This window comes from [Actinomadura] parvosata subsp. kistnae (assembly GCF_900323885.1).
GTDB lineage: Bacteria > Actinomycetota > Actinomycetes > Streptosporangiales > Streptosporangiaceae > Nonomuraea > Nonomuraea composti.
Window position 1 is genome coordinate 2,746,885 of sequence record NZ_OOHJ01000018.1, and the last position, 24,028, is coordinate 2,770,912.

General features: G+C 70.6%; 27 protein-coding genes. 12 read left to right on the forward strand and 15 right to left on the reverse strand.

Annotated features, from left to right (window positions below; translation table 11 throughout):
* Genes KIS93_RS32770 through KIS93_RS32780 form a run of 3 tightly spaced genes read right to left on the reverse strand, consistent with a single transcriptional unit; the run spans nt 1 to nt 1,979 of the window.
* Nucleotides 1-267, reverse strand: coding sequence for a hypothetical protein (locus KIS93_RS32770; RefSeq protein ID WP_080044027.1), 267 nt, complete (start codon nt 265-267; stop codon nt 1-3).
* Nucleotides 267-602, reverse strand: coding sequence for an ArsR/SmtB family transcription factor (locus KIS93_RS32775; protein WP_080044026.1), 336 nt, complete (start codon nt 600-602; stop codon nt 267-269). Before KIS93_RS32775 ends, KIS93_RS32770 begins: the two co-directional genes overlap by 1 nt.
* Before the next feature lie 48 nt (nt 603-650).
* Nucleotides 651-1,979: a hypothetical protein gene (locus tag KIS93_RS32780; RefSeq protein ID WP_080044025.1), complete on the reverse strand. Its 1,329-nt coding sequence runs from the start codon at nt 1,977-1,979 to the stop codon at nt 651-653.
* A gap of 148 nt (nt 1,980-2,127) precedes the next feature.
* Here KIS93_RS32780 and KIS93_RS32785 point away from each other — a divergent pair, with 148 nt between their 5' ends.
* The 5 genes from KIS93_RS32785 to KIS93_RS32805 all read left to right on the forward strand — a co-directional run bounded on the left by KIS93_RS32785 (nt 2,128) and on the right by KIS93_RS32805 (nt 6,766).
* Nucleotides 2,128-3,930, forward strand: coding sequence for a flavin-containing monooxygenase (locus tag KIS93_RS32785; RefSeq protein ID WP_080044024.1), 1,803 nt, complete (start codon nt 2,128-2,130; stop codon nt 3,928-3,930).
* Nucleotides 3,931-3,945: 15 nt separating this feature from the next.
* Nucleotides 3,946-4,389 carry a hypothetical protein gene (locus tag KIS93_RS32790; protein WP_080044023.1) on the forward strand — a complete coding sequence of 148 codons (444 nt, stop codon included), beginning with the start codon at nt 3,946-3,948 and terminating at the stop codon, nt 4,387-4,389.
* Nucleotides 4,390-4,465: 76 nt separating this feature from the next.
* On the forward strand, nt 4,466-4,921 hold the full coding sequence (locus KIS93_RS32795) for a hypothetical protein (protein WP_155128787.1): 456 nt from the start codon (nt 4,466-4,468) through the stop codon (nt 4,919-4,921).
* Nucleotides 4,922-4,944: 23 nt separating this feature from the next.
* Nucleotides 4,945-6,108 carry a sensor histidine kinase gene (locus tag KIS93_RS32800; RefSeq protein WP_080044021.1) on the forward strand — a complete coding sequence of 388 codons (1,164 nt, stop codon included), beginning with the start codon at nt 4,945-4,947 and terminating at the stop codon, nt 6,106-6,108.
* A gap of 16 nt (nt 6,109-6,124) precedes the next feature.
* Entirely contained in the window at nt 6,125-6,766 is a 642-nt protein-coding gene (locus KIS93_RS32805) for a response regulator (RefSeq protein WP_080044020.1), read from the forward strand.
* Nucleotides 6,767-6,769: 3 nt separating this feature from the next.
* Here KIS93_RS32805 and KIS93_RS32810 read toward each other — a convergent pair whose 3' ends face one another.
* Nucleotides 6,770-7,201, reverse strand: coding sequence for a VOC family protein (locus KIS93_RS32810; RefSeq protein ID WP_080044019.1), 432 nt, complete (start codon nt 7,199-7,201; stop codon nt 6,770-6,772).
* Between the two features lie 43 nt (nt 7,202-7,244).
* Between KIS93_RS32810 and KIS93_RS32815 the strand changes: the two genes are divergently transcribed.
* Nucleotides 7,245-8,039: an MBL fold metallo-hydrolase gene (locus KIS93_RS32815; RefSeq protein WP_080044018.1), complete on the forward strand. Its 795-nt coding sequence runs from the start codon at nt 7,245-7,247 to the stop codon at nt 8,037-8,039.
* Here KIS93_RS32815 and KIS93_RS32820 read toward each other — a convergent pair.
* Nucleotides 8,024-9,382 carry a sensor histidine kinase gene (locus KIS93_RS32820; protein ID WP_230465694.1) on the reverse strand — a complete coding sequence of 453 codons (1,359 nt, stop codon included), beginning with the start codon at nt 9,380-9,382 and terminating at the stop codon, nt 8,024-8,026. The genes KIS93_RS32815 and KIS93_RS32820 overlap by 16 nt on opposite strands.
* A complete protein-coding gene (locus tag KIS93_RS32825) occupies nt 9,379-10,050 on the reverse strand; it encodes a response regulator transcription factor (protein ID WP_080047364.1) in 672 nt (223 codons plus the stop codon). The genes KIS93_RS32820 and KIS93_RS32825 overlap by 4 nt, the downstream gene beginning before the upstream one ends.
* Nucleotides 10,051-10,174: 124 nt before the next feature.
* Here KIS93_RS32825 and KIS93_RS32830 point away from each other — a divergent pair, with 124 nt between their 5' ends.
* On the forward strand, nt 10,175-10,669 hold the full coding sequence (locus KIS93_RS32830; protein ID WP_080044017.1) for a hypothetical protein: 495 nt from the start codon (nt 10,175-10,177) through the stop codon (nt 10,667-10,669).
* A gap of 4 nt (nt 10,670-10,673) precedes the next feature.
* On the opposite strand, the gene KIS93_RS32835 is transcribed toward KIS93_RS32830, so the two are convergent.
* Entirely contained in the window at nt 10,674-11,750 is a 1,077-nt protein-coding gene (locus KIS93_RS32835; RefSeq protein WP_080044016.1) for an Rv3169 family protein, read from the reverse strand.
* A 184-nt stretch (nt 11,751-11,934) separates the two neighbouring features.
* Nucleotides 11,935-12,408 (reverse strand): YtxH domain-containing protein, encoded by a 474-nt coding sequence (locus tag KIS93_RS32840; RefSeq protein ID WP_080044015.1) that lies wholly within the window; start codon nt 12,406-12,408, stop codon nt 11,935-11,937.
* Nucleotides 12,409-12,594: 186 nt separating this feature from the next.
* Here KIS93_RS32840 and KIS93_RS32845 point away from each other — a divergent pair, with 186 nt between their 5' ends.
* Together KIS93_RS32845 and KIS93_RS32850 are read left to right on the forward strand one after the other, a co-directional pair.
* The gene (locus KIS93_RS32845) at nt 12,595-13,131 is read left to right on the forward strand and encodes a peptidylprolyl isomerase (protein WP_080044014.1); all 537 of its coding nucleotides are present in this window, start codon (nt 12,595-12,597) and stop codon (nt 13,129-13,131) included.
* Between the two features lie 128 nt (nt 13,132-13,259).
* Complete coding sequence (locus tag KIS93_RS32850) at nt 13,260-14,126, forward strand: rhomboid family intramembrane serine protease (protein WP_080044013.1); 867 nt, start codon at nt 13,260-13,262, stop codon at nt 14,124-14,126.
* Nucleotides 14,127-14,161: 35 nt separating this feature from the next.
* Here the strand turns inward: KIS93_RS32850 and KIS93_RS32855 are convergent, their stop codons facing one another.
* Complete coding sequence (locus KIS93_RS32855) at nt 14,162-14,407, reverse strand: cell division protein CrgA (protein WP_080047363.1); 246 nt, start codon at nt 14,405-14,407, stop codon at nt 14,162-14,164.
* Between the two features lie 145 nt (nt 14,408-14,552).
* Here KIS93_RS32855 and KIS93_RS32860 point away from each other — a divergent pair, with 145 nt between their 5' ends.
* From KIS93_RS32860 to KIS93_RS32870, 3 genes are read left to right on the forward strand one after another with little or no spacing between them, the layout of a single operon-like run.
* A complete protein-coding gene (locus tag KIS93_RS32860) occupies nt 14,553-15,161 on the forward strand; it encodes a class E sortase (RefSeq protein ID WP_080044012.1) in 609 nt (202 codons plus the stop codon).
* A 1-nt stretch (nt 15,162) separates the two neighbouring features.
* Nucleotides 15,163-15,321 (forward strand): hypothetical protein, encoded by a 159-nt coding sequence (locus KIS93_RS32865; protein WP_186404542.1) that lies wholly within the window; start codon nt 15,163-15,165, stop codon nt 15,319-15,321.
* Nucleotides 15,322-15,331: 10 nt separating this feature from the next.
* The gene (locus tag KIS93_RS32870; protein ID WP_080044011.1) at nt 15,332-15,904 is read left to right on the forward strand and encodes an anthranilate synthase component II; all 573 of its coding nucleotides are present in this window, start codon (nt 15,332-15,334) and stop codon (nt 15,902-15,904) included.
* 132 nt (nt 15,905-16,036) lie between these two features.
* On the opposite strand, the gene pknB is transcribed toward KIS93_RS32870, so the two are convergent.
* The 6 genes from pknB to KIS93_RS32900 form a co-directional block, all read right to left on the reverse strand.
* Complete coding sequence (pknB, locus tag KIS93_RS32875; RefSeq protein ID WP_080044010.1) at nt 16,037-17,905, reverse strand: Stk1 family PASTA domain-containing Ser/Thr kinase; 1,869 nt, start codon at nt 17,903-17,905, stop codon at nt 16,037-16,039.
* Nucleotides 17,906-17,989: 84 nt separating this feature from the next.
* Nucleotides 17,990-19,375 carry a serine/threonine-protein kinase gene (locus tag KIS93_RS32880; protein ID WP_080044009.1) on the reverse strand — a complete coding sequence of 462 codons (1,386 nt, stop codon included), beginning with the start codon at nt 19,373-19,375 and terminating at the stop codon, nt 17,990-17,992.
* A gap of 21 nt (nt 19,376-19,396) precedes the next feature.
* Nucleotides 19,397-20,860, reverse strand: a complete 1,464-nt coding sequence (locus tag KIS93_RS32885; protein WP_080044008.1) for a peptidoglycan D,D-transpeptidase FtsI family protein — start codon at nt 20,858-20,860, stop codon at nt 19,397-19,399.
* A complete protein-coding gene (locus tag KIS93_RS32890; RefSeq protein WP_080044007.1) occupies nt 20,857-22,245 on the reverse strand; it encodes an FtsW/RodA/SpoVE family cell cycle protein in 1,389 nt (462 codons plus the stop codon). Before KIS93_RS32890 ends, KIS93_RS32885 begins: the two co-directional genes overlap by 4 nt.
* On the reverse strand, nt 22,246-23,550 hold the full coding sequence (locus KIS93_RS32895) for a Stp1/IreP family PP2C-type Ser/Thr phosphatase (RefSeq protein WP_080044006.1): 1,305 nt from the start codon (nt 23,548-23,550) through the stop codon (nt 22,246-22,248).
* Entirely contained in the window at nt 23,547-24,017 is a 471-nt protein-coding gene (locus KIS93_RS32900; RefSeq protein ID WP_080044005.1) for an FHA domain-containing protein FhaB/FipA, read from the reverse strand. The genes KIS93_RS32895 and KIS93_RS32900 overlap by 4 nt, the downstream gene beginning before the upstream one ends.
* Between the last annotated feature and the right edge of the window lie 11 nt (nt 24,018-24,028).

Below are 24,028 nucleotides of genomic sequence, written 5' to 3' on the forward strand. Positions count from 1 at the left end.
CTACTCCACCGTCCGCAGGATCTGCTCGATCGACGCCGTACGGTTGCGCAGCTCCGCCAGGTCGGCGGCGATGCGTTCCTGGGTCTCCGCCGTGCTCCGGGCCAGCTCCTCGTACCGCCGGGCCAGCTCCCGCAGCTCCTCGGCGGCGTCGGCCTGTCGTTTGGAGCGGCGGGATTCGAAGATGCCCACGGTGAAGATGCTGATCAGGAAGGTGACCAGGATCAGCACCCCGAGGAAGAAGATCACCTCGGGCCAGGTGTACGACATCAGGAGCCCTCCTCGGGTTCTGGCCTCGTGAGTGTCTTGGCCGCCTCGGCGAGCGCCGACGCGGTGAGGTGCAGGCTGAAGTCCGTGACCTCGTAGTACTTCATGGCCTTGCCGTCGTCCGACAGCTCCAGGCTGCCGGCGATGAGCCCGGCGGCCTCCAGCCGCCGCAGGTGCATGTGCAGCAGGGGGCGGCTGACGCCGATGACGCGGGCCAGGTGGCTGACGTAGTCGCGCCCGGTGGCGAGCTGGGCGATGATGCGCAGCCGTAGCGGGTTGGCCAGGGCGGCGAGCATTTCGACCAGGTCGTCACCGGTCGGCTGCCCGGCCTCTGTCATGGTTTCCCGTCACCTGGATGCGTTACCTTGCGGCACCGTAACACAGCGCTACGCCACCTTGATCGCTTCCCGTGGTTCGGCCGGCGCCGTGCGGTCGGTACGGGTCAGGGTGAGGCCGGCGGCCAGGCAGATCAGCGGGATCGCGGGGATGACGTACCGGACGTCGAAGGCGGCGAGGAAGGGCGGGGAGGCGATCAGCGCGAGCGCGGCCAGGCCGGGCAGCAGCGCGTCCCAGCGGCGCCTGACCAGGGCGGCCGCGAGGGTCGCGACGAGGGCGAGGGTGAGCAGCGGGAACGGCACGTAGCCGAAGCGCTGGTAGGCGCGCAGCCAGCCGGCGAACGGCTCGACGACCCTGGTGGCCGCCGGGCCGCCCTCGTACGCCTCGGCCACGCCGCGTACGGACGCGCTGATGGGCCGTTCGGCGGCGGGCAGCTTGTACGGCGTCTTCTCGTCGGCGGCCGTGCGCTCCCAGCGCAGGAGCTGCTTGAGGTCGGTCGCGACCGACCCGAGGTAGGCGCCGGGCTGGGCGAGGATGGCCTGCCGGGCGAACTCGCCGGCGAGCTGGTTGCGGTTGGCGGTGCCGGGCACCTTGAGCAGCGGTGAGAAGCTTTCCCACAGCCAGTGCGGCGGGTAGGGCCGCTGCTCGACGGGCATGGTGGGGCACAGCACGGCCAGCCGTTCCGGCGGCTTGATGATGGCGCAGTCGGCGAAGCTCATGGTTCTGGACCACAGGAAGTTCCCGTCGGCCTCGGTGAGGCCGAACTTGCCCTTCTCCACCTTCATCCAGGTCGCGTACGCGCCGAGCGGGATGGCCCCGGCGACGAGCAGCGCCACGAGGGGGCGCCACCCGTAGCGCCTGATCAGCAGGTAGGCGGCGGTCAGGATGAGCAGCGGCAGGCCGACGGTCCTGGTGATGCCGGCCAGGCCGAGCAGCATGCCGCCGACGGCGGCGGTGGCGGGGGTGACGCGCCAGACGATCAGCGCGACGGCGGCGGTGACGAGCACGACGAAGACGGCGTCCGCCATGATCATGTGCTCGAGCAGGATCATGAACTCGTCGTAGAGCAGGGGCGTGACCAGCAGGGCGGCGCCCCAGCCGGGCAGGCCGCGGCGGCGCAGCAGCGCGTACAGGGCGACGGCGAGCCCGAGCATCAGCAGGTGCTGCAGGACCGTGACCAGCGTGAGGCTGTGGGCGGGCCGCAGGAGCGCGAGCAGTAGGGAGTAGCCGGAGGGGCGGGCGGTGCCGGGGGTCAGCTCCTCCTTCATGAACGCGAAGGAGTCGCCGTAGAAGAGGATCGCGGGCGGGAAGCCGAGCACCGCGAGCACCCGCAGCCCGATCGCCGGCAACATGGCGATGACCAGTGCGCGATGGGCCAAGGCAGATCCGCTTCCTCGTGTGTCCGGCACCCCACAATAGTGGACATCCCGGTCAGCGGTCGGGGAGACGGCGGGCGGGTCCCCTTGTCGGCACCATTACCGAATGACATTCTGAAATTGCTGCCGTCGCCGCTCGCGGAGGACCTTCATGACCATCGACAAGGAAGCCCTGCGCCGCCGCTACCGCGAGGAACGCGACAAGCGGCTGCGCCCGGACGGCAACGACCAGTACCTCCGCCTCACCGGCCGCTTCGCCCACTACCTCGACGACCCGTACACGCCGCTGACCGAGCGCGCCCCGAGGACCGACCACGTGACGGTCGCGTTCATCGGGGGCGGCTTCGCCGGGCTCGTCACCGGCGCCCGGCTGAAGGAGGCCGGGGTCGAGGACGTGCGCATCGTGGAGAAGGGCGGCGACTTCGGCGGCACCTGGTACTGGAACCGCTACCCGGGCGCGCAGTGCGACACGGCCTCGTACATCTACCTGCCGCTGCTGGAAGAGACCGGCCACATGCCGACCGAGAAGTACGCGCACGCGCCCGAGATCCTGGAGCACTGCCGCCGCATCGGCAAGCACTACGGCCTCTACGACAACGCCCTCTTCCACACCGAGGTCACCGACCTCACCTGGGACGAAACGCGCTCCCGCTGGCTGGTCAGGACGAACCGCGGCGACGCGTTCACCGCCCGGTTCGTCGCCATGGGCATCGGCCCGCTGCACGTGCCCAAGCTGCCCGGCATCCCCGGCATCGACGACTTCCGCGGCCACGCCTTCCACACCAGCCGCTGGGACTACGCGTACACGGGCGGCGACCCCACCGGCGCGCCCATGGACCGGCTGGCCGACAAGCGGGTGGCCGTCATCGGCACCGGCGCCACGGCCGTGCAGTGCGTGCCGCACCTGGCCAGGGCCTGCGGCGAGCTGTACGTCTTCCAGCGCACGCCCTCGTCGGTGGACGTGCGCGACAACCGGCCCACCGACCCCGAGTGGTTCGCCTCGATCGCGACGCCCGGCTGGCAGCAGCGCTGGCTGGAGAACTTCACGGCCAACCAGACCGGCGCCGAGGTCGAGGAGGACCTGGTCATGGACGGCTGGACGGACATCTCCCGCCGCTTCCGCGCCAAGATCAAGCAGTTGCGGCCGGAGGAGCTGACGCAGGAGAGCATGCTGGCCGCCTTCGAGGACGCCGACTTCGAGAAGATGGAGGAGATCCGCGCCCGCGTGGACGCCGTCGTCGAGGACCCGGAGACGGCGCGCGCCCTGAAGGCGTGGTACCGCCAGCTCTGCAAGCGCCCCTGCTTCCACGACGAGTACCTCCAGGCGTACAACCGCCCCAACACGCACCTGGTCGACACGGGCGGCAAGGGCGTCGAGCGCATCACGGAGCGGGGCGTGGTGGTGGCGGGCAAGGAGTACGAGGTGGACTGCGTCATCTACGCCTCGGGCTTCGAGGTCGGCACCGACTGGACCCGCCGCGCCGGCTACGACCTGACCGGGCGGGGCGGGGTGCGGCTGTCGGAGCACTGGGCCGACGGCATGCGCACGCTGCACGGCGTCCACGTGCACGGCTTCCCCAACGCCTTCCTCGTCCAGCCGACGCAGGGCGCCAACCTCATCTCCAACATCCCGCACAACCTGACGGAGGCGGGCCGGACCATCGCCGTGACCGTCCGGCACGCGCTCGACCACGGGTACGCGGAGGTCGAGCCCACGAAGGAGGCCGAGGACGCCTGGGTGGAGTTCCTCCTGTCGGGGACGGGCCGCCTGCTGGGCTCCCAGGACTGCACGCCGGGCTACTACAACAACGAGGGCCAGGACCCGGGCAGGAAGAGCTGGCTCGGCGTCGGCCACCCGCACGGGGCGATGGCCTACTTCGCCTTCATCGACGGCTGGCGAAGCTCGGGGACGTTCGACGGCCTCGACTTCCGCCCCGGCAGCCAAGATCGGTAGTAGCCTTCGTCCACCATGAGCTACGACCTGTACTTCTATCGCCGCGACCCCGGCCAGTCCTGGGACGACGCGCTGGACGCGGTCCCCGTCACGCGGCAGCCCGACCTGACGGCCTGGGGCAACATCGTGACCGGCACCCGCGACCTGCTCGGCGAGGTCCGCATCGTCGAGTACCCGCCCAACTGGGAGCTCGACCACGAGGGCACCGGCATCTCCGTGAACCACTGGGAGGGCGGCTGGGAGATGAGCGTCCCCTACTGGACGCACGGCGCGGAGGCCAGGCGGGTCGTCGGGCTGCTGTACGAGGTGGCGTCCGTGGTGGAGCGCGAGTCCGGGTTCGAGTGCTTCGACCCGCAGCTCGGCCTGCCGAAGGCGCAGGTCGCGGACCTGGCCGCGGCGGTGCCGGTGTTCGACGCGGTGGCGGACCAGTTCGGCCGGCGGGGCACCGCGAACGCCTGACCCCGGCGTTCGACAAGCGTGTCCGCGGGGTGGGTCTTTCGTGGGCGCCGCGATCAGACGGGGTAAACCCTGCCATGTGACTCATGGAAGCCGGAAACCCCTGCGCGAAGGCGACGGCGGCCCCTACGTACGGTTCCAGGTCCGCTATTACGGACGGCTCGGCGTGCCCGTGGGCATCTTCGCCGCCTGTCACCACCTTCGCCGCGCCGGCCGGCTCACCCCGGCCGACGACCGGTTGTTCACCGAGGTGGACGGCTGGTTCATCGCGCGGCTGCCGTACCCGCCCTTCTACGCGGACGGCAACACCGTCCGCGCCGTCCCCTGGTTCAAGCCCGGCGCGGCCGCCCTCATCGCCGCGCTCGCGCCGCTGGAGGACCTGCTGCGCCGGTACGCCGTCCCGTACGACGTCGTGCGCTCGCCCGACCCCGGCACGATCATCTACGAGGACGCGTTCCAGATCGGGGTGCTGCCCTACGTCCGGCGGCCTGCCCAGGTGAGGAAAGCTAGCCCCAGCACTACTGACCTGCCCTGAGCTCGGCCGATACGGTCACAAGCGTGATCGACCGGACCGCGCTCGAAGCCCTGACCAGGCGCCCGCTGCCGTTCCTCGGCTCCTCCTGGCCGTGGCGCGGCGCGGCGTACCTGGCGGCCGGCGCGGTGCCGGGCGTGGCCGCCGGGCTCGTCGTGGCGGCCGCGGCGAGCGGTGCGCTGCTCGGCCCGGCCCTGGCGGTCGTCGCCGGCCTGGCCGCGCTGGCGCTGAGCATCGTGGTGATCGCCCCCTTCGAGCGGCTGCGCCTGCGTCTCGTGGACCCCGTCCCCGTGCCAGGGGCGCCCCACCGGCGCGGGCGCGAGGCCGGGCTGGTGATCATGACGTTGCTCGCGCTGTGGTGGATCGACCTGGTCATGCTGGCGTTCACGATCGGCGGCCCGGTGGTCCTGGCCCTGTCGCCGGTGCTGCAGGAGGAGCTGACGCCGCTCGCCGGCGCCCTGGCCGTCGTCGCGGGCCTCCTGCTGCTGCCCGTCGCCGCGTACACGATCACCGCCTGGGCGGGCGCGCGCGGCGCGATGGTGCGCGCGATCCTCGCGCCGGCGGGCTCGGAGCTCGAAGAGGTGCTGCGGTCGCGGGCGCGGCTGGTGGACGCGTTCGAGCTGGAACGCCGCAGGATCGAGCGGGACCTGCACGACGGCGCCCAGCAGCGGCTCGTCTCGCTGTCCATGGCGCTCGGGATGGCCGGCCTGGACCTGCCCGCGGGCTCCGAGCCGGCCCGCCTGGTCGCGCTGGCCCACGACGAGGCCAAGCGGGCGCTGGCCGAGCTGCGCGAGCTGATCAGGGGCGTGCACTCCCAGGTGCTCACCGACCGGGGGCTGGCCGCCGCCGTCCACGACGTGGCGGGGCGCTCGCCCGTGCCCGTGGACGTGCGCGTCGACCTGCCGGGACGGCTGCCCGCACCGGTCGAGGTGACCGCGTACTACGTGGTCACCGAGGCCCTGACGAACCTCGCCAAGCACGGCGGCGCCACCCGGGCGACCGTCACGGGGCTGGTCGAGCGCGGCACGCTCGTCGTCGAGGTGTGCGACGACGGCACGGGAGGGGCCGACCCGGCCAGGGGGACGGGGCTGACGGGCCTGGCGGACCGGCTGGCCGTGGTCGAGGGCAGACTGTCCCTGTCGAGCCCGCCCGGCGGCCCGACCCGCCTGCGAGCGGAGATCCCGTGCTGACAGCCAAGGGGGCAACGTGCGTGTGGTGATCGCCGAGGACGCCGTCCTGCTCCGCGAGGGCCTGGCCGGCCTGCTCGAACGCTTCGGCCACACCGTCGCCGCCGCCGTCGGCGACGCGCCGGCCCTGGTCGAGGCCGTCACCGAGCACCGCCCCCACGCGGTCGTGACCGACGTGCGCATGCCGCCCGGCTACTCCGACGAGGGCCTGCGCGCCGCGCTGGAGCTGCGCGCCCGCCACCCGGAGCTGGCCGTGCTGGTGCTCAGCCAGTACGTCGAGCAGACCTACGCGGCCGAGCTGCTGGAGTCGGGCGGCGGCGCCGGCGTCGGCTACCTGCTGAAGGACCGCATCGGTGACGTACGCGAGTTCGTGGACGCCCTCGGCCGCGTAGCCGCCGGCGGCACGGTCGTGGACCCCGAGGTGGTGCGCCAGCTCCTCAGCCGGCGGCGCGACCCCCTGGCCAGGCTCACCCCCCGCGAGCTGGAGGTGCTGGGCCTGATCGCCGAGGGCCGCGCCAACGCCTCGATCGCCAGGCACCTGCACGTCACCGAGGCGGCCGTCGCCAAGCACATCGCCAACATCTTCGCCAAGCTCGACCTGCCGCCCGCCTCCGACGGGCACCGCAGGGTGCTGGCGGTGCTGGCGTACCTGCGGAGCTGACCCTCAGGACACGCAGAACTCGTTGCCCTCCGGGTCGGCGAGCGTGACCCACCAGTTGGGCCCCTGGCGGCCCCGGTGCAGCTCCTTGGCGCCCTTGGCGGTCAGCCGGGCGACCTCCGCCTCGATGTTGCCCGCCCCGACCCGGATGTCGAGGTGCGCGCGGTTCTTGACCGTCTTCGGCTCGGGCACGAGCTGGAACAGCACGCGCGGCGCCCGTTCGAGGCCGTCGGGATGCCTGATGGCCGCGCCGGCCTTCCACACCAGCGCGCCGTTGTGCGTGGTCGTGTCGTCGGCGGAGGCGTGCCCCTTGTCGATCAACTCCCTGATGAACGCCTCGTCCTGCGCCTCGACCTGCCAGCCGAGCGCGTCGGCCCACCAGTCGGCAAGGGGGTGCGGGTCGCCCGAGTCGATGACGACCTGGAAGTCATATGCCATGCGACGATCCTAAAAGTAGGAGCAAAAGTTAGAGTCGGGTGCCATGAACGAGCAGTGGCAGGAGGTAGGCGACCGGGTGTACGTCCGGCGTCATCGGTCGTTCGGCGTGAACACCGGGCTCATCGTGGGCGACGGGCACTGCCTGGTGCTGGACACCCGCGGCTCGCACCAGGAGGCCGCCGACCTGATCGAGGCCATCAGGACGATCACCGCCTTCCCCTGGACGGTCGTCAACACCCACTCCCACTTCGACCACTACTTCGGCAACGCGCTCTTCGGCGGCGCCGAGATCTGGGGCCACGCCAGGTGCGCCGAGGAGATCGAGCAGTACGGCGAGCAGCACCGCGCCGGCATCATCGAGTACCGCCCCGAGCGGCGCCAGGAGATGGAGGAGGTGGCGATCGTGCCGCCCGACCACACCTTCACCGTGGCCGCCGGGCTCGACATCGGCGGGCGCATCGTCAACCTGCGGCACTTCGGGCTCGGGCACAGCAGCAACGACGTGGTGGCGCAGGTGCCCGACGCGGGCGTGGTGTTCGCCGGTGACCTGGTGGAGGAGGGGGCGCCGCCCGCGTTCGGCGACTCCTACCCGCTCGACTGGCCGGGCACGCTGGCGGCGATGCTCGCCGAGATGCCCGAGCAGGTGATCGTGCCGGGGCACGGCGCCGTGGTCGACCGGTCGTACGTGGCCCGGCAGCACGACGAGCTGGCCCTGGTCGCCGACCTGGCCAAGCGGGCCCACGTCGAGGGGCTGCGCGACGTGATCACCTCCTTTCCCTACCCGGAGGACGTCTCCCGGCAGGCGATCGCCCGCGCCTTCCTTCAGCTCGACGCCTGAGTCGCGCCGAGGGGGAAGCGGGCGACGAACCCCGCGTCGCCGTACACCAGCGAGCCCCCGTGCAGGTGCGCGATGTCCCGCGCGATCGGCAGCCCCAGCCCGGCGCCGCCCGCGTCCCTGGCCCGCGCCTCGTCGAGCCGGGTGAACCGGCCGAACACCGCCTCCCGCTTCTCGGGCGGGATGCCCGGCCCGTCGTCCGACACCTCCAGCACCGCCTGCCCGTCCTCGGCGGCCACGCGCACCCGTACGGTCGCGGCGGCGTGCCGGACGGCGTTGTCGGCCAGGTTCGTCACCAGGCGGTCGAGGTGCGCGCTCGACCCGCGCATCACCACGTCGGGCTCGACGTCCAGCTCCACCCGCACCTCCGGCCGCCGCCTGGCCCGCAGCGCCGCCTCGGCGGCCACCTGCCCCAGGTCCAGCTCGGTCGCGCGCAGCGGCTCGCCCGCGTCCAGCTTGGCCAGCATGAGCAGGTCGGCCGCCAGCGACTGCAGCCGCTCCACGTCGGCCAGCGCCTCCTTGGTCAGCTCGCTCGGCTCGGCCAGCTCCAGCCGGGCCCGCAGCGTCGCGATGGGGCTGCGCAGCTCGTGCGCGGCGTCGGCGACGAACCTCTTGTGCCGCTCCACGGCCGTCTCCAGCCGGTCGAGGGTGCCGTTCACGGTGGTCGCGAGCGCGGCGATCTCGTCCCTGGAGCGCGGGACGGGCACCCGCTGGTTCAGGTCGCGGGCGGTGATGTCGGCCACCTTGGCCCTGATCGCCGCCACGGGGCCGAGCGCGCGGCCCACGGAGAGCCAGGTCATCGCGGCCACCACGACCAGCAGCGCCGGCACGCCGGGCAGCAGCGTCTGGTACAGGGTCTGCAACGCCTGCTGCACGCTGTCCAGGGAGACCCTGGCCAGCAGCGTGGCGGGCCCGTTCGCGGTGGCCACCTCGACGCCGGCGACCGCGTACTCGCCGGGGGCCGCCCACGCCTGCGTCTCCACGGCCTTCTTCTTGGTGACCAGGAGGTCGGGGTCGGCCAGCCGCACCACCTTGCCGTCGTTGGTGTAGACCTCGCCGTCCTTGCCGGAGACGAGCGGGGCGGTCTGCGCCGGCGAGGCCGGCGTCACCGGTCGCACCCCCTCGTCGTCGGCCTTCTTGATCTCGATCGTCTGCGCGTACGGGGCCGCCGCCATGGCCTTCTTGGCCGCCTCGGCGTCGGCGCTGCTCACCAGGGAGCCGCGCAGCGCCAGCACCAGGATCAGCGCCGCCAGCCCCAGGGCCAGCGCCACCACCAGCGTCGCCGCCGCCGTCGCCCGCACCCGCACCGACGACACCCCGGTCACCAGCCACTCCCAGCGCCTCACGCCGCCTCCAGCCGGTAGCCGGCGCCGCGCACCGTCATGAGCGTGGTCCTGCCGAACGGCACGTCGATCTTGCGGCGCAGCGCGCTGATGTAGACCTCGACGATGTTCGGATCGCCGTCGTAGGAGAAGTCCCACGCCTGCGCCAGCAGGTCCTGCTTGGAGACCACCTCGCCGGCCCGGCGCGCCAGCGCGTGCAGCACCGCGAACTCCTTCGGCGTGAGCTGGATGTCCGCCTCGCCCCTGCGGCAGCGCAGCCCCGCCGGGTCGATCACGAGGTCGCCGACGCTGATCGACACCGGCCGCTCGCGCCCGCCGCGCCGCACCAGCGCGCGCAGCCTGGCCAGCAGCACCACGTACGAGAAGGGCTTGGCCAGGTAGTCGTCGGCCCCGTTGTCCAGGGCCTCGGCCTCGTCGTAGATGCCGTCCTTGGCCGTGAGCATCATGATCGGCGTCCAGTCGCCGGCCTCGCGCAGCTTGGCGCAGACCGCGTACCCGTTGAGCCTGGGCAGCATCACGTCCAGGACGATCACGTCGTAGGTGTTCTCGGTGGCCATCCACAGCCCGTCGCGCCCGTCGTGGGCCACGTCCACCGCGAAGCCCTCGCCCGCCAGGCCGCCCTTGACCAGGTCGGCCAGGCGCTCCTCGTCCTCCACCAGTAACACTCGCACGCGCTCCAGGGTGCCGTAGCGCACCTAAAGCCAACCTGAAGATCATTTCGGTGCTCTTCAGGATCACTTCAGGTACGGGCGGCCATCCTCGGGGGCGAACGTCAGTCCCGAGTGAGGAGAATCCATGTTCAAGCGTCGTCTCGCGGTGCTCGGTGCGGTCGCGGTGCTCGCGATCACCGGCCTGGCGGGCTCCGCCATGGCCGACGAGCCGTCCCCGACCGCGGGCACGAAGGTGACCTGCACGACCGAGGACGGCAAGACCATCGAGATGACCCCGGCGCTGCCGGCCAAGGAAGGCGGCAAGGGGGGCGTCGTGGTCGGGCCCGACGGCAAGGTGACGCACCTGGCCGACAGCGACACCGTGCAGGTCGAGAAGCTTCCCGACGGGGGCGTGGCGGTCAAGAAGGCCGAGCCGCTCTCGCCCGAGGAGGCCGAGAAGTTCTCCAAGGTGAAGAAGCTCTCGCAGGAGGAGATCGAGAAGCTGGTCGCGGCCGGTGACATCGTCAAGGCGAAGCCCGCCGAGCCCGCCGCTGAGGGCGGCGCGCCCGTCGTGGCCACGGCTCCGGGCGAGGACGGCCCGGCCAAGACCGTCAAGATCATCTGCAAGAAGCCCGAGTAGCGGCTCAGCCCGGGAACGACGGGTGCGGCCCCAGCGCCCAGTACTCGAAGAGCCCGTGGCCCACGAGCCCGTCGTACTCGAAACGCCCGACGGCGTCCACCAGCCCCCACATCCTGGCGGCGTCGTCGGGCAGCCGGTACGTCACGCCCTGCACGACGGGCCCCGCCCCCTGGTACATCCCGTGGCGCCACTCCTGCTCCAGCCCGTAGCCGGTGCCGACCATGAGATGGACCGGCAGCAGCGGCGTGCAGCGCACGTCGAACGGCTTGCCGCCGGGCGGCGCGAACGCGATGGTGGCCTCGACGACGTCGCGGGTGCCGGGGGCGTAGACCGGGCGGTACTCCGGTCTGCCGAGGTACTCCTCCTCGCGGCCGTCGGACCACACGCGCACGGCCTCCTCCAGCAGCCGCCGCCCGCGCTCGTCCTCCTGGACGATGCACAGGATGGCGTGGTCGTCGAAGCGCATCGGCGCGTAGAGCCAGTAGAACGTCCCGGAGTTCTTGGCCATGATCCCGGGCGGCTCCGGCTCGCCGACGGGCCTGATGCCCCATGACCGGTCCCTGGTGCCCATCCAGCGGTCGGGCGTGACGGGGAAGTCGCTCTCGCCGAGCCTGATGTGGCCGGACCACTGCCCGGTCTGCGCCATCCGTACCGAGTCGAACACCACCCGCTCCTGCCACCGCAGGAAGTGCCGTGGCTCCAGCACGGCCGGGATCGTGCCCTCCCACAGGAGGTCGAACGACAGGCCGTGCTCGTTCGGCTCCAGGACCACCCTGAGCCGCTTGAGCCCCTCGACGACCTCGACGCGGAACGGCCCGACCCGGGTGTCCATCCGGTCGGCGCCCAGCTCGCGCGAGGCGCGGACGACGCGGTGCAGGTCGGGGGTGCGCACGCAGGCGAACGCGTCGGTGACGCCCAGGTTGGGGTACTGGCCGAGGCCGACGATCAGCATGAGCTCGTCGGAGGCGGCGTGGCAGTTGAAGTAGTAGCGGTCGTAGAAGTTGCGGTCTCCGGTGGTCACGTGCCGCATGACCTGGGCGGCCTGGTGGACGGGGTAGTCGTCGAGCGGTGACAGCGCCATGCCCGGTGTTCTAACAAGCGCTTGGTCGGACGTCAACCAGGCGCCGCAAGCGGTCACGCGTCAGCCGGGCGTCCCAGGCGCTCACGCGGCAACCTCGCGCCGCAAGCGGTCATCGGCCCCGGGCGCAGGCGCGCCCCCGTGACAGAGCTCGTCACGGGGGCGCGCCTCCTGTGTGCCGCAGCGGTCACGACATCTTGCGTGACGCCTCATCCGCCTTGTTCGACACGTTGGCGGCCATGCGGTCCGCGGACTCGGATGCCTTCTCAGCCTTCTCATTGACCCAGCGTGAGGCATCGGAGGCGGAGTCCTTCATGTGCTCGGTCCACTGCTGCGCGTTGCGGCGGTAGAACATGTAACCGATCGTTCCCACCGCGACACCGGTCAGCAGAACGAGCATCGGCCACCGCCGCGAGCGCGACGGTGTCGGGTCGATTCGCCGGGCCGCGTTGGTCAGCATGGTGCTGACCTTGGGCGCGATCTGCTCCTCGAACCCGTGCGCCGCCGATTCCAGCCGCGGCGCCGCCCAGTGGCGGGCGTCTTCGATGCGATGGGCGGCGGCCACCTTGGCCTGGTCCGCCATGGGCTGCATGCGCTGGCCGGTTCGCATGGCCTGGGCCTTCATGCGGCCCATCCACGTGGCTGGCACTTCCATGACCACGCGGCGTCTTCTCATTCTCAGGGACACGACAACCTCCCCTGTCGTTGGGGCCCCGCAGCCTGACCTGCCCCGGACAAGGCGGCTCAATCATCGCCGTCCATGGGAGGATGGCTCGGGAGGCCGTACGGCCATAATCCTCAAAACACCACAAAACCAACCCTGTGCATAGAGGGGGGCAGCTGTCTCGTGGCTGAGAAGCTGATCGCAAACCTGCAGACCAACCGCGGCAATATCAAGGTAGAACTCTTCCCGACGAAGGCCCCGAAAACGGTCCGTAACTTCGTGGAGCTGGCCGAAGGCTCCCGCGAATGGACGCACCCGGGCACCGGCGAGAAGAGCACCGGCCGCTACTACGACGGCACCATCTTCCACCGGGTGATCTCCGGCTTCATGATCCAGGGCGGCGACCCGCTCGGCCAGGGCATCGGCGGCCCCGGCTACGAGTTCGACGACGAGATCCACCCCGAGCTCTACTTCAACCGCCCCTACCTGCTCGCCATGGCCAACGCCGGCATCCGCTTCGGCAAGGGCACCAACGGCTCGCAGTTCTTCATCACGGTCGTGCCGACGCCGCACCTCAACGGCAAGCACACGATCTTCGGCGAGGTCGTCGAGGGTCAGGAGGTGGTCGACGAGATCGCCAAGACCCGCACCGACCGCCGCGACCGCCCGGTGGAGGACGTCGTCCTTGAGTCGGTCACCATCGACCACATCAAGGACTGACGGCCCGCACGCCCCGCCCCGCCCCCGCACCGCCGGGGGCGCCGGCCGGGGTGCCGCCTGCCCCACCCCTCCCGCGCTGCCCGTTTTGGGCCGACGCGGCAGGCTCGCGCAAGCCTTAGGCTTCGGTCATGACCAGCCAGCCGCCGAGCCCGCCCTCGCAGCCCGAGCAGCCCGCTGAGGCGGTGCCCACGTGCTACCGCCACCCCGACAAGGAGACCTGGGTACGCTGCCAGCGGTGCGAGCGTCCCATCTGCCCCGACTGCATGCGTGACGCCGCGGTCGGCTTCCAGTGCCCCGAGTGCGTCGCCGAGGGCAACAAGGGCATCCGCCAGGCCAGGTCCACGTTCGGCGGCAACGTCGTCCGCACCCCGTTCGTGACGTACGCGCTTTTGGTCATCAACGTGCTGGTCTTCGGCGCCCAATACCTTGTGGGCGATCGGCTTACCGGCGAGCTGGCGATGTGGCCGGGCGGCGTGGCCGTGTTCGGCGAATACCATCGCCTGATCACCGCGGCCTTCGTGCACGGCAGCGTCTTCCACATCCTGTTCAACTGCTGGGCGCTGTTCGTGGTCGGGCCCTACCTGGAGCGCGCCTTCGGGCACGTCCGCTACACGGCCCTGTATCTGATCAGCGCGCTCGGCGGCTCGGTGCTCGGCCTCTGGCTCGACCCGCTCAACCAGCCCACCGTCGGCGCCTCAGGGGCCATCTTCGGCCTGTTCGGCGCGGCGTTCGTGGTGGGCCGCAAGCTCAACATGGACGTGCGCGGCATGGCCGTGCTCATCGCGCTCAACCTGGCGATCACGTTCCTGGTGCCGGGCATCAGCTGGACCGGGCACGTCGGTGGCCTGATCACCGGATCACTGCTGGCGGGGGCGCTTGCCTACGCCCCCAAGAACAGCAGGACCCTCTGGCAGGTGCTGGCGATCGCGGCGGCACTGGTGTTGCTGGCCGTGCTCGTGCTTGTCAGGACGTCAGCCATCCTGACCGCTGCCTGACCTTCCCCAGGCTGTGGAAAAGGCTGTGGAAAGAACTAACGCCAGCGGGTGGAAAGAACCACACCGAAGATGATGAAAACAAACCCGATCAGCAGGTTCCAGTTCTGCAGATCGCTGAAGAACGGCGCCCGTGGGGCGACGTAATAGATCGCGATCCACAGAATGCCGATGATCCACGCGGCGACCATCGTGGGGGCCAGCCAGCGCGGGCTGACCTTGACCTGCTGGGACCTCTGCGGCGGCGTGTAAACCGCCTTCTTGCGAGCCTTGGACTTGGGCACTGGGTAACTCCTGCTGAGGGCCTGGGCTTCCGGATCGTCCACAGGCTCTTCGTTTTAGCGTAGTTGAAGCGTGCCCCAGGATAGTCGCCACGCGCACGACATGGCGATCCCCGGGGCCCGCATCGTCGCCGAATAACCTGATCGCATGCGGGCCACGCTCCGGGCCGTGGGGGAGCTCAGCATCACCGCGGGCCTGATCCTCATGCTGTTCTGCGCGTATCTGCTCTGGGGCACCGGCGCCTACACCCAGAGCCAGCAGTCGTTGCTCAAGGGCGAGCTGGCCGCGAAGAAGCCGCGCGCCGAGCGCATCCGGCCGGGGCAGGCGCTGGCGATGCTGCGCATTCCCAGGCTGGGCCGCGACTACCAGTACGCCGTGGTGGAGGGCGTGGGGGCCGAGCAGCTCAAGAGGGGCCCCGGCCACTACCCCGACAGCGCCATGCCGGGCGAGGTGGGCAACTTCGTGCTCTCGGGGCACCGCACCACGTACGCGGCCCCGTTCAACGAGATCGACGAGCTCGAACGCGACGACGAGATCGTGGTCGAGACCCCCGAGGCCCGCCACACCTACCGCGTGACCTCCCAGGACATCGTGCGGCCCGACGAGATCGACGTGCTCGCCCCCGTGCCCGGCAAGCCCGACATCCGCCCCATCCGGGCCTTCATCACGCTGTCCACCTGCCATCCGGAATACTCGGCCGCCGAGCGCCTGATCGTCTACGGCGTGCTGAAGGAGAGCGAACCCCGCGAGGAGTGACATGTACGCCTGGCTCTGGCGCAAGCTGCCCGGCCGCCCGCTCGCCCGCGTCCTGACGGCCGTCGCGCTGGCCGCCGCCGCGGGGGCCGTACTCTGGTACGCGGTGTTCCCGCTCCTGGAGCCCGCGGTGACGCTCGACGAGGTGACGGTAAGAAGGTGACCGCGAGAAGATGACCCGCGTGCTGGTGGTGGACAACCACGACAGTTTCGTCCACACCATCGTGCAGTACCTGCGCGAGCTCGGCGCCGACTGCGACGTGCGGCCGCGCGACGACGTCCGCGTACACGACGCCGACGGCTTCGACGGCGTGCTCGTCAGCCCGGGCCCCGGGGCGCCCGAGGCGGCCGGTGTGAGCGTCCCGCTGGTCCACCACGCCGCCGAGAGCAACCGGCCGCTGCTCGGCGTCTGCCTGGGCCACCAGGCCATCGCCGTGGCCTACGGCGCCACCGTGAGCCGCGCCCCGGAGCTCTTCCACGGGCAGACCAGCGCCATCACGCACGACGGCAAGGGCGTGTTCGAGGAGCTGCCCTCACCCGTGCGCATGACCCGCTACCACTCGCTGGCCGTGCTGCCCCAGACCGTGCCGGACGTGCTCGACGTGACCGCCCGCACGGAGGACGGCGTCATCATGGGCCTGCGGCACCGCCGGGCGCCCATCGAGGGCATCCAGTTCCACCCCGAGTCCGTGCTGTCCGAGCATGGTCATCGGCTGCTCGAAAATTGGCTGCGCCGAATCGTGTAACAAACGTCTCGCGTAGAGCGACGTACAAGTGAGCGTCCCCGCCGTTGCCCCCGAGCGGCGGGGGCGTTCTTTGTTGCCACACGTGACGAAGGGCCGCCCCGGAGGGCGGCCCTTCGCCGTGGACGGGGAACCTCAGCCGCCGAAGCCGCCGCCGAGGCCGTCGTCACCGATCGGGTTGTCCTCGGTGGGCTCCTCGGACGGGAAGTCGTCGGTCGGCTCCTCCGACGGGGTGTCGCTGGTCGGCTCGTCCGTCGGGAACGGGTTGGACGTCTGCTCCTCGGGGCCGGTCGACACCACGATCGTGATGGTGGTGCCCGCGACGAGCTGCGTGCCCTCCGGCGGGTTCTGCTGGACGACGGTGCCCTCGGGCGCCTCGTTGGACGGCTGCGGGTTGACCTTGACCTTGAAGCCCGCGGCCTTGAGCTGCGCCGTGGCGTCCTGCTGGGTGAGGCCGATCACGCTGGGCACCTCGCTGAGCGCCTTGGGCACGAAGAGGGTGACGGAGCCGCCCTCCTCGATCTCCGTGCCGGCCTTGGGGTCGGTGGCGATGACCTGGCCCTGCGGCTTGGTCGAGTTTCGTGTCTTGATGACGCCGGTCAGGCCGGCCTCCTCGAGGACCTTCTCGGCGTCGGCCTGCGGCATGCCGACGAGGCCGTCGGGCACCTTGACCTTCTTGGGGCCGCTGGAGACGATCAGCTTGACCGGGGACTTCTTCTCGACCTTGGTGCCGGCCTTCGGGTCGGTGCCGATGACGGCGTTCTTCTCGACGTCGCTGCTGGCCTCCTGCACCACCTGCACCTGGAGATCGAGATCCTTGAGCTGCTGCTCAGCGTAGGAGCGCTCCTGCGAGGCCAGGTCGGGGATCTCCACCTGGGTCTCGGTCGCCGTGCCACCGCCGCCGCTGAACACGACGTAGCCGATGCCGACCATCGCGCCGATGATGAGCAGCGGGATGACGATCCACAGCGCGGTCTTGAGCGCGTTGTTGCCGCCGCCCCCGGCCCTGCGCCGCCCGCCCCGGCCGCCGCCCTCGTCGTACTCGTACGGCGGCACCGCGGTGGTGCGCTGCGTGGCCGGGCCCTGCGCCGCCTGGGTGGCGGTCATCATGCGCGTGCCCTGGTTGAAGTTGCCCGTCATCGCCATCGTCTGGGCGTCGACCGGCATGCCGGACATGGCGCGCTGGATGTCGGCCCGCATCTCGCCCGCGTTCTGGTAGCGGTGCGCCGGGTCCTTCGCCATGGCCTTGAGCACGATGGCGTCGGCCCACTGCGGGATCTCCGGGTCGATCTGGGACGGCGGGATGGGCTCCTCGCGTACGTGCTGGTAGGCGATCGCGACCGGGGAGTCGCCGGTGAACGGCGGCTGGCCGGTGAGCAGCTCGTACAGCACGCAACCGGTGGAGTAGATGTCGCTGCGCGCGTCGACCCGCTCGCCGCGCGCCTGCTCGGGAGACAGGTACTGGGCGGTGCCGATCACCTGGGCGGTCTGCGTCATCGTGGCCGCGGAGTCGGCCATCGCGCGCGCGATGCCGAAGTCCATCACCTTGACGTCGCCCGCGCGCGTGATCATCACGTTGGCCGGCTTGATGTCGCGGTGCACGATGCCGCCGCGGTGGCTGTAGTCGAGCGCGCGCAGGATGCCGTCGACCAGCTCCACGGCCCGCTCGGGCAGCAGCCGCCGGTCCTGGCGCAGCAGGTCGCGCAGCGTGCGGCCGTCGACGTACTCCATGACGATGTACGGCACGGGGGTGCCGTCGGTGACGTCCTCGCCGGTGTCGTAGACCGCCACGACGGCCGGGTGGTTGAGGGAGGCCGCCGACTGCGCCTCACGGCGGAACCGGGCCTGGAAGGTGTGGTCGCGCGCCAGGTCGGAGCGGAGGGTCTTGATCGCGACTATGCGGTCCAGCCGGATGTCTCGGGCGCGATACACCTCGGCCATGCCGCCGCGCCCGACGACGCCGTCGAGCTCGTAGCGACCTCCGAGTAGCCGAGGCTGAGTCATTTCCTGCACTGTCCCTTACCGTTCATCTTGGGTACCGGCCTGCTCGGGGGGGCCGCCGGTGTCCATCATCGACCCCATGGCGCATCACGTCTCCTCCTTGGGCGGGTTCGTATCACCCGGGTCCGGCGAGGCGGTGGGTGTCGGCGTTGTCGGTGTAGTGGTGGGCGTTGGGGTCGTCGGGGTGGGTGTAGGGGTCCGGGTGGTGGTGGTTCGGGTTGGTTTCGGCGTCGGCTTCTTGGTGGGAGTAGCCGACTTGCTTACCGTAGCCGACGGTGAGGGTATAGGGTTCGTCGACTTCACCGGAACCGCCGAGGGTCTGCGCGTCCGCGTCTTGGTCTTCGTCGGCCGCACCCGTGCCTGCGTGGGCGTGACCGTGACCGACGGCGTCTGTGACGGCTCGGCCACCTCCGGCGTCGCCCGCGACTGCTCGCGGTCGGCGAACGTCACCGCCGCCAGCCCCACCGCGGCCACGCAGCCCGCGGTGGCCACCAGCGCCAGCGTCCTGGCCCCCTTGCGCCCGCCCGACGGCCGCGCCTGCACGGTGGTGGCCGGGGCGAGGTCGTCGGTCTGCCGCTCGTCCTCGGGCGCCGGCTCCCGGACGCGGAAACCGGCCGGGTCGGTCAGCATGCTCAGCTCGGCGCCCTGCTGGACGCCCTGATCGGCGCCCGCCAGCGCCTCACGCAGCACGTACGCCCGGTCGGCCGCCTCCAGCGCCGAGGCGGGCCGCCGCTCCGGCTCCTTGGCCAGCAGCGCCATGACCAGCTCCCGCACCGGCGCGGGCACGTCCACGCCGAGCGGCGGCGGCTGCTCGTTGAGGTGCTGCAGCGCGATCGCCACCTGGCTGTCGCCACGGAACGGCGTGCGCCCGGCCAGGCACTCGTAGGCCACCACGCCGAGGGAGTAGAGGTCGGTCGCGGGCGTGAGCGGGAAGCCCTGCGCCTGCTCGGGGCTGACGTACTGGGCCGTGCCCAGCACGGTGCCGGTCTGCGTCACCGGCGCCGCCTCCAGGGCCCGCGCGATGCCGAAGTCGGTGACCTTGATCGTGCCCTCGGAGGTGACGAGCAGGTTGCCCGGCTTGATGTCGCGGTGGATGATGCCCGCCGAGTGGGCCGCGTGCAGCGCCCTGGCCGTCTGGTGCACCACGTCGAGCGCCACCTCCGGCCCGATGGCTCCGTTGCGCGCCAGGATGGCCGACAGCGGCTCGCCGTGCACCAGCTCCATGACGAGGTAGGCCAGGTCGCTCTGCTCGCCGTAGTCGAAGATCTGCGCGATGCCGGGGTCGGCGAGGGCGGCCGTCAGCCGCGCCTCGTTGCGGAACCGTTCGCGGAACGACGGGTCGGCGTAGATGTGGCTGCGCAGAATCTTCACCGCCACTTCGCGCCCGAGCAGTTCGTCACGGGCACGCCACACCTCTCCCATACCGCCTGTGGCGATGCGGGAGACCAGGAGGTAGCGGTTACGGAGCCGCATGACCCAGCAGGTTACCGTCACTCACTTGTTCAGCACCGCCTCCAGCACAGCCTTTGCGATCGGCGCGGCGGTGTGGCCGCCGGTGGCCTCCGCCCCGACGTTGGCTGCTCCGGACTCGACGATGACCGCCAGGGCCACCTTCGGGTTGTCCGCGGGGGCGAAGGAGATGAACCAGGCGTGCGGCGGCGCGCCGTCGGCGGTCTCCGCGGTGCCTGTCTTACCCGCTACTTGGACGCCGGGAACCTGCGCGAGGTTCGCGGTGCCGTTGCTGACGACGCTGACCATCATCTCGCGCAGCTTGCCGGCCGTCTCGGAGCTGACCGCCCCGGTCTTCAGCTCCTCGGGGCTGGCCTCGTCGATCGTGTCGCCCTTGGCGTCGGTGATCTTGTTCACGAGGTACGGCTTCATCACCGTGCCGTCGTTGGCGATGCCCGCCGCGATCATGGCCATCTGCAGCGGCGTCATGCGGTTGTCACGCTGCCCGATCGAGGCCATGGCCAGCGCGGCCTTGTCGTAGTCGGAGCCGAAGTCGCTCTGCGCGACCTGCATCGGCACCGACACCGGCGTGCCCATGCCGAACTTCTCCGTCTGCTCCTTCATCTTCTCGAAGCCCAGCTCCATGCCCATCGACGCGAAGGGCGTGTTGCACGACTTCTCCAGCGCGTACACCAGCGTCACCTGGCCGCTGCCGCAGGCCGAGCCGCCGTAGTTGGGCAGGCTGATGTTCGTGTTGGGCAGCGGCAGCCGCTGCGGCGCCTCGACGGTCGTCTGCGGGCCGCGCGAGGAGTCCTCCTCCAGGTACGCCGCCATCGTCACGACCTTGAACGTCGAGCCGGGCGGGTAGGTCTGGTTGAGTGCCCGGTTGAGCAGCGGCTGGCTCTTGTCCTTGTCGAGCTCGTTGTAGCGGGCGAAGACGTCGCTCTTGTTGGTGCCCGACAGCTCGGCCGGGTCGAACGTGGGCAGCGAGACCATCGCGAGGATCCCGCCCGTCTTGGGGTCGAGCGCGATCACGGCGCCCCGCTTGCCGCTGTTGCGCAGCGCGTCGTAGGCCGCCTTCTGCGCCTTCGGGTTGATCGTCAGGTCGACGTTGGCGCCCTTGGCCGGCTCGCCGGTGAACAGGTCGATGCTGCGGCGCAGCAGCAGGTCCGCGCTGGAGCCGTTGAGCAGCGCGTTCTCGCTGCGCTCGATCGCGCTCTCGCTCTCGGGCGAGAAGTAGCCGGTGACGTGCGCGTACAGCTTGCCGTCGGTGTACTTCCTGACGAACTTGAAGTCGCTGTCCTTCGTCTCGACCGACTGCGCGATCACCTTGCCGCCGGCCGTGATGCGCCCGCGCTCGATCGCGTAGCGGTCGAAGTAGTTGCGGGTGTTGCGCGCGTCGGAACGGAACTCCTCGGCCCGCACGGCCTGGAGGAAGTTCACATTGATCATCAGGAGCGCGAACATGGCCAGACATGCCACGGCCACGCGCTTCAGGGTGCCGTTCATCTCTGGAACACCTGCGTCAGTCCTTCGTTCTGGATCGCTTGAGGCGGGGGGCGTCTCGCGGCATCTGACGTTCGTACCAGCAGCGCGATAAGGATCCAGTTAGCCAGGAGCGCCGAGCCGCCCTGTGACATGAACGGCGTCACGAGGCCGGTCAGCGGGATGAGGTTCGTCACGCCCCCGACGATGATGAAGACCTGCCAGGCCAGGATGAACGACAGGCCGCCCGCCAGGAGCTTGGAGTAGGGGTCGCGGGCCGCCAGCGAGGTGCGCAGGCCGCGCTCGACGATCAGCGCGTAGATCATCAGGATGGCCATGAGCCCGGTCAGGCCGAGCTCCTCGCCGGTGGCGTTGAAGATGAAGTCGGAGTAGGCCAGCGGGATCAGGTCGGGGTGGCCCTGCCCCAGGCCGGTGCCCAGGATGCCGCCCGCGCCCAGGCCGAACAGGCCCTGCATGATCTGGTAGCTGCCGCCGTACTGGCGCTCGTAGTACTCGTTGGAGGTCGGGTTGAGCCAGACGTCGAAGCGGTCGCCCACGTGCGAGAAGAGCTGCCCGGCCAGGAACGCGCCGCCGACGAAGAGCAGGATGCCGATGAGCACCCACGAGGTGCGCTGCGTGGCGACGTAGAGCATCACCACGAACCCGCCGAACAGCAGCAGCGACGAGCCCAGGTCCTTCTGCAGCACCAGCACGCCGATCGCGACCGCCCACGTGATCAGCACGGGGCCGAGGTCGCGGGCGCGGGGCAGGTCGATGAACAGCAGCCGCCGCCCGGCCAGCGCCAGCACGTCGCGCTTGGCGACCAGGTAGCCGGCGAAGAAGATGACCAGCGCGATCTTGGCGAACTCGGCCGGCTGGATGGTCGCCGAGCCGAACCCGATCCAGATGCGCGCGCCGTTGATCTCCTTGCCCAGCCCGGGCACCAGCGGCGAGACGAGCAGCACCACGCCGACCAGCCCGGCCGTGTACGTCAGCCGCTGCAACGTGCGGTGGTCACGCAGGACCAGCAGCGTCACGGCGAAGAGCACGACGCCGATGCCGGTCATGATGATCTGGCTGGTGGCCGAGGCGCCGGCCATGCCGACCAGGTCCGACTGCTCCAGCCGGTAGATCATCACCAGGCCGAGCCCGTTGACCAGCGTCACCAGCGGCAGGATCAAGGGGTCGGCCCACGGGGCGAACTTGGCCAGCACCAGGTAGGCGGCCAGCATCAGGCCGCCCAGGCTCAGGCCGTACGTCAGCATGCCCGCGGGGACCTGGCCGTCCATGGCGAGGCCCACGTTGGCGTAGGCGCCCATGACGATCAGCACCGCGAGCGCGAGCATGATCAGCTGCGCCCCGCGCCGCTTGGCCGGCATGGGGACGGGGGAGACGGCGACTTCGCTCATCTACTGCTGTTTCGTCTTGGTGGCGGTCGCGGTCGCGGACGGCGTGGAGGACGCGGTCGGCTCCGCGGAGGTCTCTTCCTTCGGTTCTTGGTCGACGGTCTTCAAGCTGTTGACTTTCGTTATGCCCTCGGCCTCGGTGGTGACGGGGATGCCGCTCTTGATCAGCGCCTGGTCGGCCTCGGACAGCTTGGACAACTGCTTGCCCGTCTGCTTCGCGACGTGAAAGAGCGGAAACGGCCCCAGCTCCCTCTGGATCCCTTGGAACACGACCACCTCGTCGCCCCTGGCTCCGACGAAGTACTGGTCTTGAGTCCACTGCCAGCCGAAGTAGCCGCCGACGCCGACGGCTACGACGCCCACACCGAACACGGTGACCAGCACGGGCCACACCCGGCGACGCCTGCCCGCACGGCGGGACGCCTGGGGGGCGTCCTGCTCGTCGAACGCGTCATCGGTGAGGACCGGCTGGGGTGCGGTCACCGCGTTGGCTCGCCCCGGCGAGGTGTCCTGGGGGCTCCCGTGCAGCCGGGTCATGCCCGCGGCGCCGACCACGGCGGCCTCGGCGGGCACCTGCTGCCCATCGGTGATCTCCAGCACGTCGGCCAGCACGCACGTGATGTTGTCGGGCCCGCCCCCTCGGTTCGCCAGGTCGATGAGCTGGCGGACGACCTCTTCAGGGTCGTCGATGTTGGTGAGCGTGGCGTGCAGCGTCTCGGCGCTCACCACGCCCGACAGGCCGTCGGAACACAGTAGGTAGCGATCGCCCACCTGCGCCTCGCGCAGCGTGAGGTCGGGATCGACCTCGCCGCTGCCGTCGAGCGCGCGCAGCAGGATCGAGCGCTGCGGATGCGTGGCCGCCTCTTCCGGCGTGATGCGCCCGTCGTCGACGAGCTGCTGCACCAGCGTGTGGTCATGCGTAATCTGGTAGAGCTCCCCGCGTCTGAGCAGGTAGGCGCGCGAGTCGCCCACGTGCACCAGTGCGACCTGGGTGCCGTTCCAGAGCATGGCCGTAAGAGTCGTGCCCATGCCTTTGAGGCTGGGATCCCGCCCCACCATCTCGTGCAGCTTGCGGTTGGCGTCGCGTACCGCTGCCTCGATGGCGTTGAGCAGGTCACCCCCCTGTTGGGCCTCTTCCAGAGAGGCCATGGCGGCGATGGCGACAGAGCTCGCCACCTCGCCGTGTGCGTGCCCGCCCATGCCGTCGGCGACGGCGAGCAGGCGGCCGCTAGCGTACGCCGAGTCCTCGTTCCCTTCGCGGAGGAGGCCGACGTCCGAGCGGGCGGCGTAGCGGAGTGCGATGGTCATTTGCGCAATTCAATGACTGTCTTGCCGACGCGGATCGGAACACCGAGCGGCACCGGGGTCGGGCGGGTGACTTTCGAGCGGTCGAGATACGTGCCGTTGGTGGACCCAAGATCTTCCACGATCCATTGACCGTCCTGAGGAAAGAGCCGGGCATGCCGGCTGGAAGCGTAGTCGTCGGTGACTACCAGCGTGGCGTCATTGGCCCGGCCAATGGTGATGGGCGTCTCCGTGAGGTCGATGGTGGTGCCTTGGAGTGGGCCACCGGTGACGATGAGCTGGCGTGGCTCGCCCTTCTTGCTCTTGGGCTTGGCCACGGGTTTGGCGGGTTTCGCGGCCTTACGTGCGCCCGCCGGAGCCGTGCGTGAGCCGAACAAGTCAGTCCGGATCACGCCGACTGCGGCAATGACGAAGAACCACAGCACCGCCAGGAAAGCGAGCCGGATCAGCAGCAGCGTGAGCTCGGACATGGACCGTCTGT

Coding starts and splice junctions, on each gene's coding strand:
- KIS93_RS32835 (WP_080044016.1), bottom strand. CDS start 11,750: ATGGCGCTGTCACCGCTCGACGACTACCCCGTCCACCAGGCCGCCCAG.
- KIS93_RS32895 (WP_080044006.1), bottom strand. CDS start 23,550: ATGACCATCGCACTCCGCTACGCCGCCCGCTCGGACGTCGGCCTCCTC.
- KIS93_RS32790 (WP_080044023.1), top strand. CDS start 3,946: ATGAGCTACGACCTGTACTTCTATCGCCGCGACCCCGGCCAGTCCTGG.
- KIS93_RS32850 (WP_080044013.1), top strand. CDS start 13,260: ATGACCAGCCAGCCGCCGAGCCCGCCCTCGCAGCCCGAGCAGCCCGCT.
- pknB (WP_080044010.1), bottom strand. CDS start 17,905: ATGACTCAGCCTCGGCTACTCGGAGGTCGCTACGAGCTCGACGGCGTC.
- KIS93_RS32810 (WP_080044019.1), bottom strand. CDS start 7,201: ATGGCATATGACTTCCAGGTCGTCATCGACTCGGGCGACCCGCACCCC.
- KIS93_RS32890 (WP_080044007.1), bottom strand. CDS start 22,245: ATGAGCGAAGTCGCCGTCTCCCCCGTCCCCATGCCGGCCAAGCGGCGC.
- KIS93_RS32870 (WP_080044011.1), top strand. CDS start 15,332: ATGACCCGCGTGCTGGTGGTGGACAACCACGACAGTTTCGTCCACACC.
- KIS93_RS32785 (WP_080044024.1), top strand. CDS start 2,128: ATGACCATCGACAAGGAAGCCCTGCGCCGCCGCTACCGCGAGGAACGC.
- KIS93_RS32775 (WP_080044026.1), bottom strand. CDS start 602: ATGACAGAGGCCGGGCAGCCGACCGGTGACGACCTGGTCGAAATGCTC.
- KIS93_RS32900 (WP_080044005.1), bottom strand. CDS start 24,017: ATGTCCGAGCTCACGCTGCTGCTGATCCGGCTCGCTTTCCTGGCGGTG.
- KIS93_RS32770 (WP_080044027.1), bottom strand. CDS start 267: ATGTCGTACACCTGGCCCGAGGTGATCTTCTTCCTCGGGGTGCTGATC.
- KIS93_RS32860 (WP_080044012.1), top strand. CDS start 14,553: ATGCGGGCCACGCTCCGGGCCGTGGGGGAGCTCAGCATCACCGCGGGC.
- KIS93_RS32865 (WP_186404542.1), top strand. CDS start 15,163: ATGTACGCCTGGCTCTGGCGCAAGCTGCCCGGCCGCCCGCTCGCCCGC.
- KIS93_RS32830 (WP_080044017.1), top strand. CDS start 10,175: ATGTTCAAGCGTCGTCTCGCGGTGCTCGGTGCGGTCGCGGTGCTCGCG.
- KIS93_RS32880 (WP_080044009.1), bottom strand. CDS start 19,375: ATGCGGCTCCGTAACCGCTACCTCCTGGTCTCCCGCATCGCCACAGGC.
- KIS93_RS32815 (WP_080044018.1), top strand. CDS start 7,245: ATGAACGAGCAGTGGCAGGAGGTAGGCGACCGGGTGTACGTCCGGCGT.
- KIS93_RS32885 (WP_080044008.1), bottom strand. CDS start 20,860: ATGAACGGCACCCTGAAGCGCGTGGCCGTGGCATGTCTGGCCATGTTC.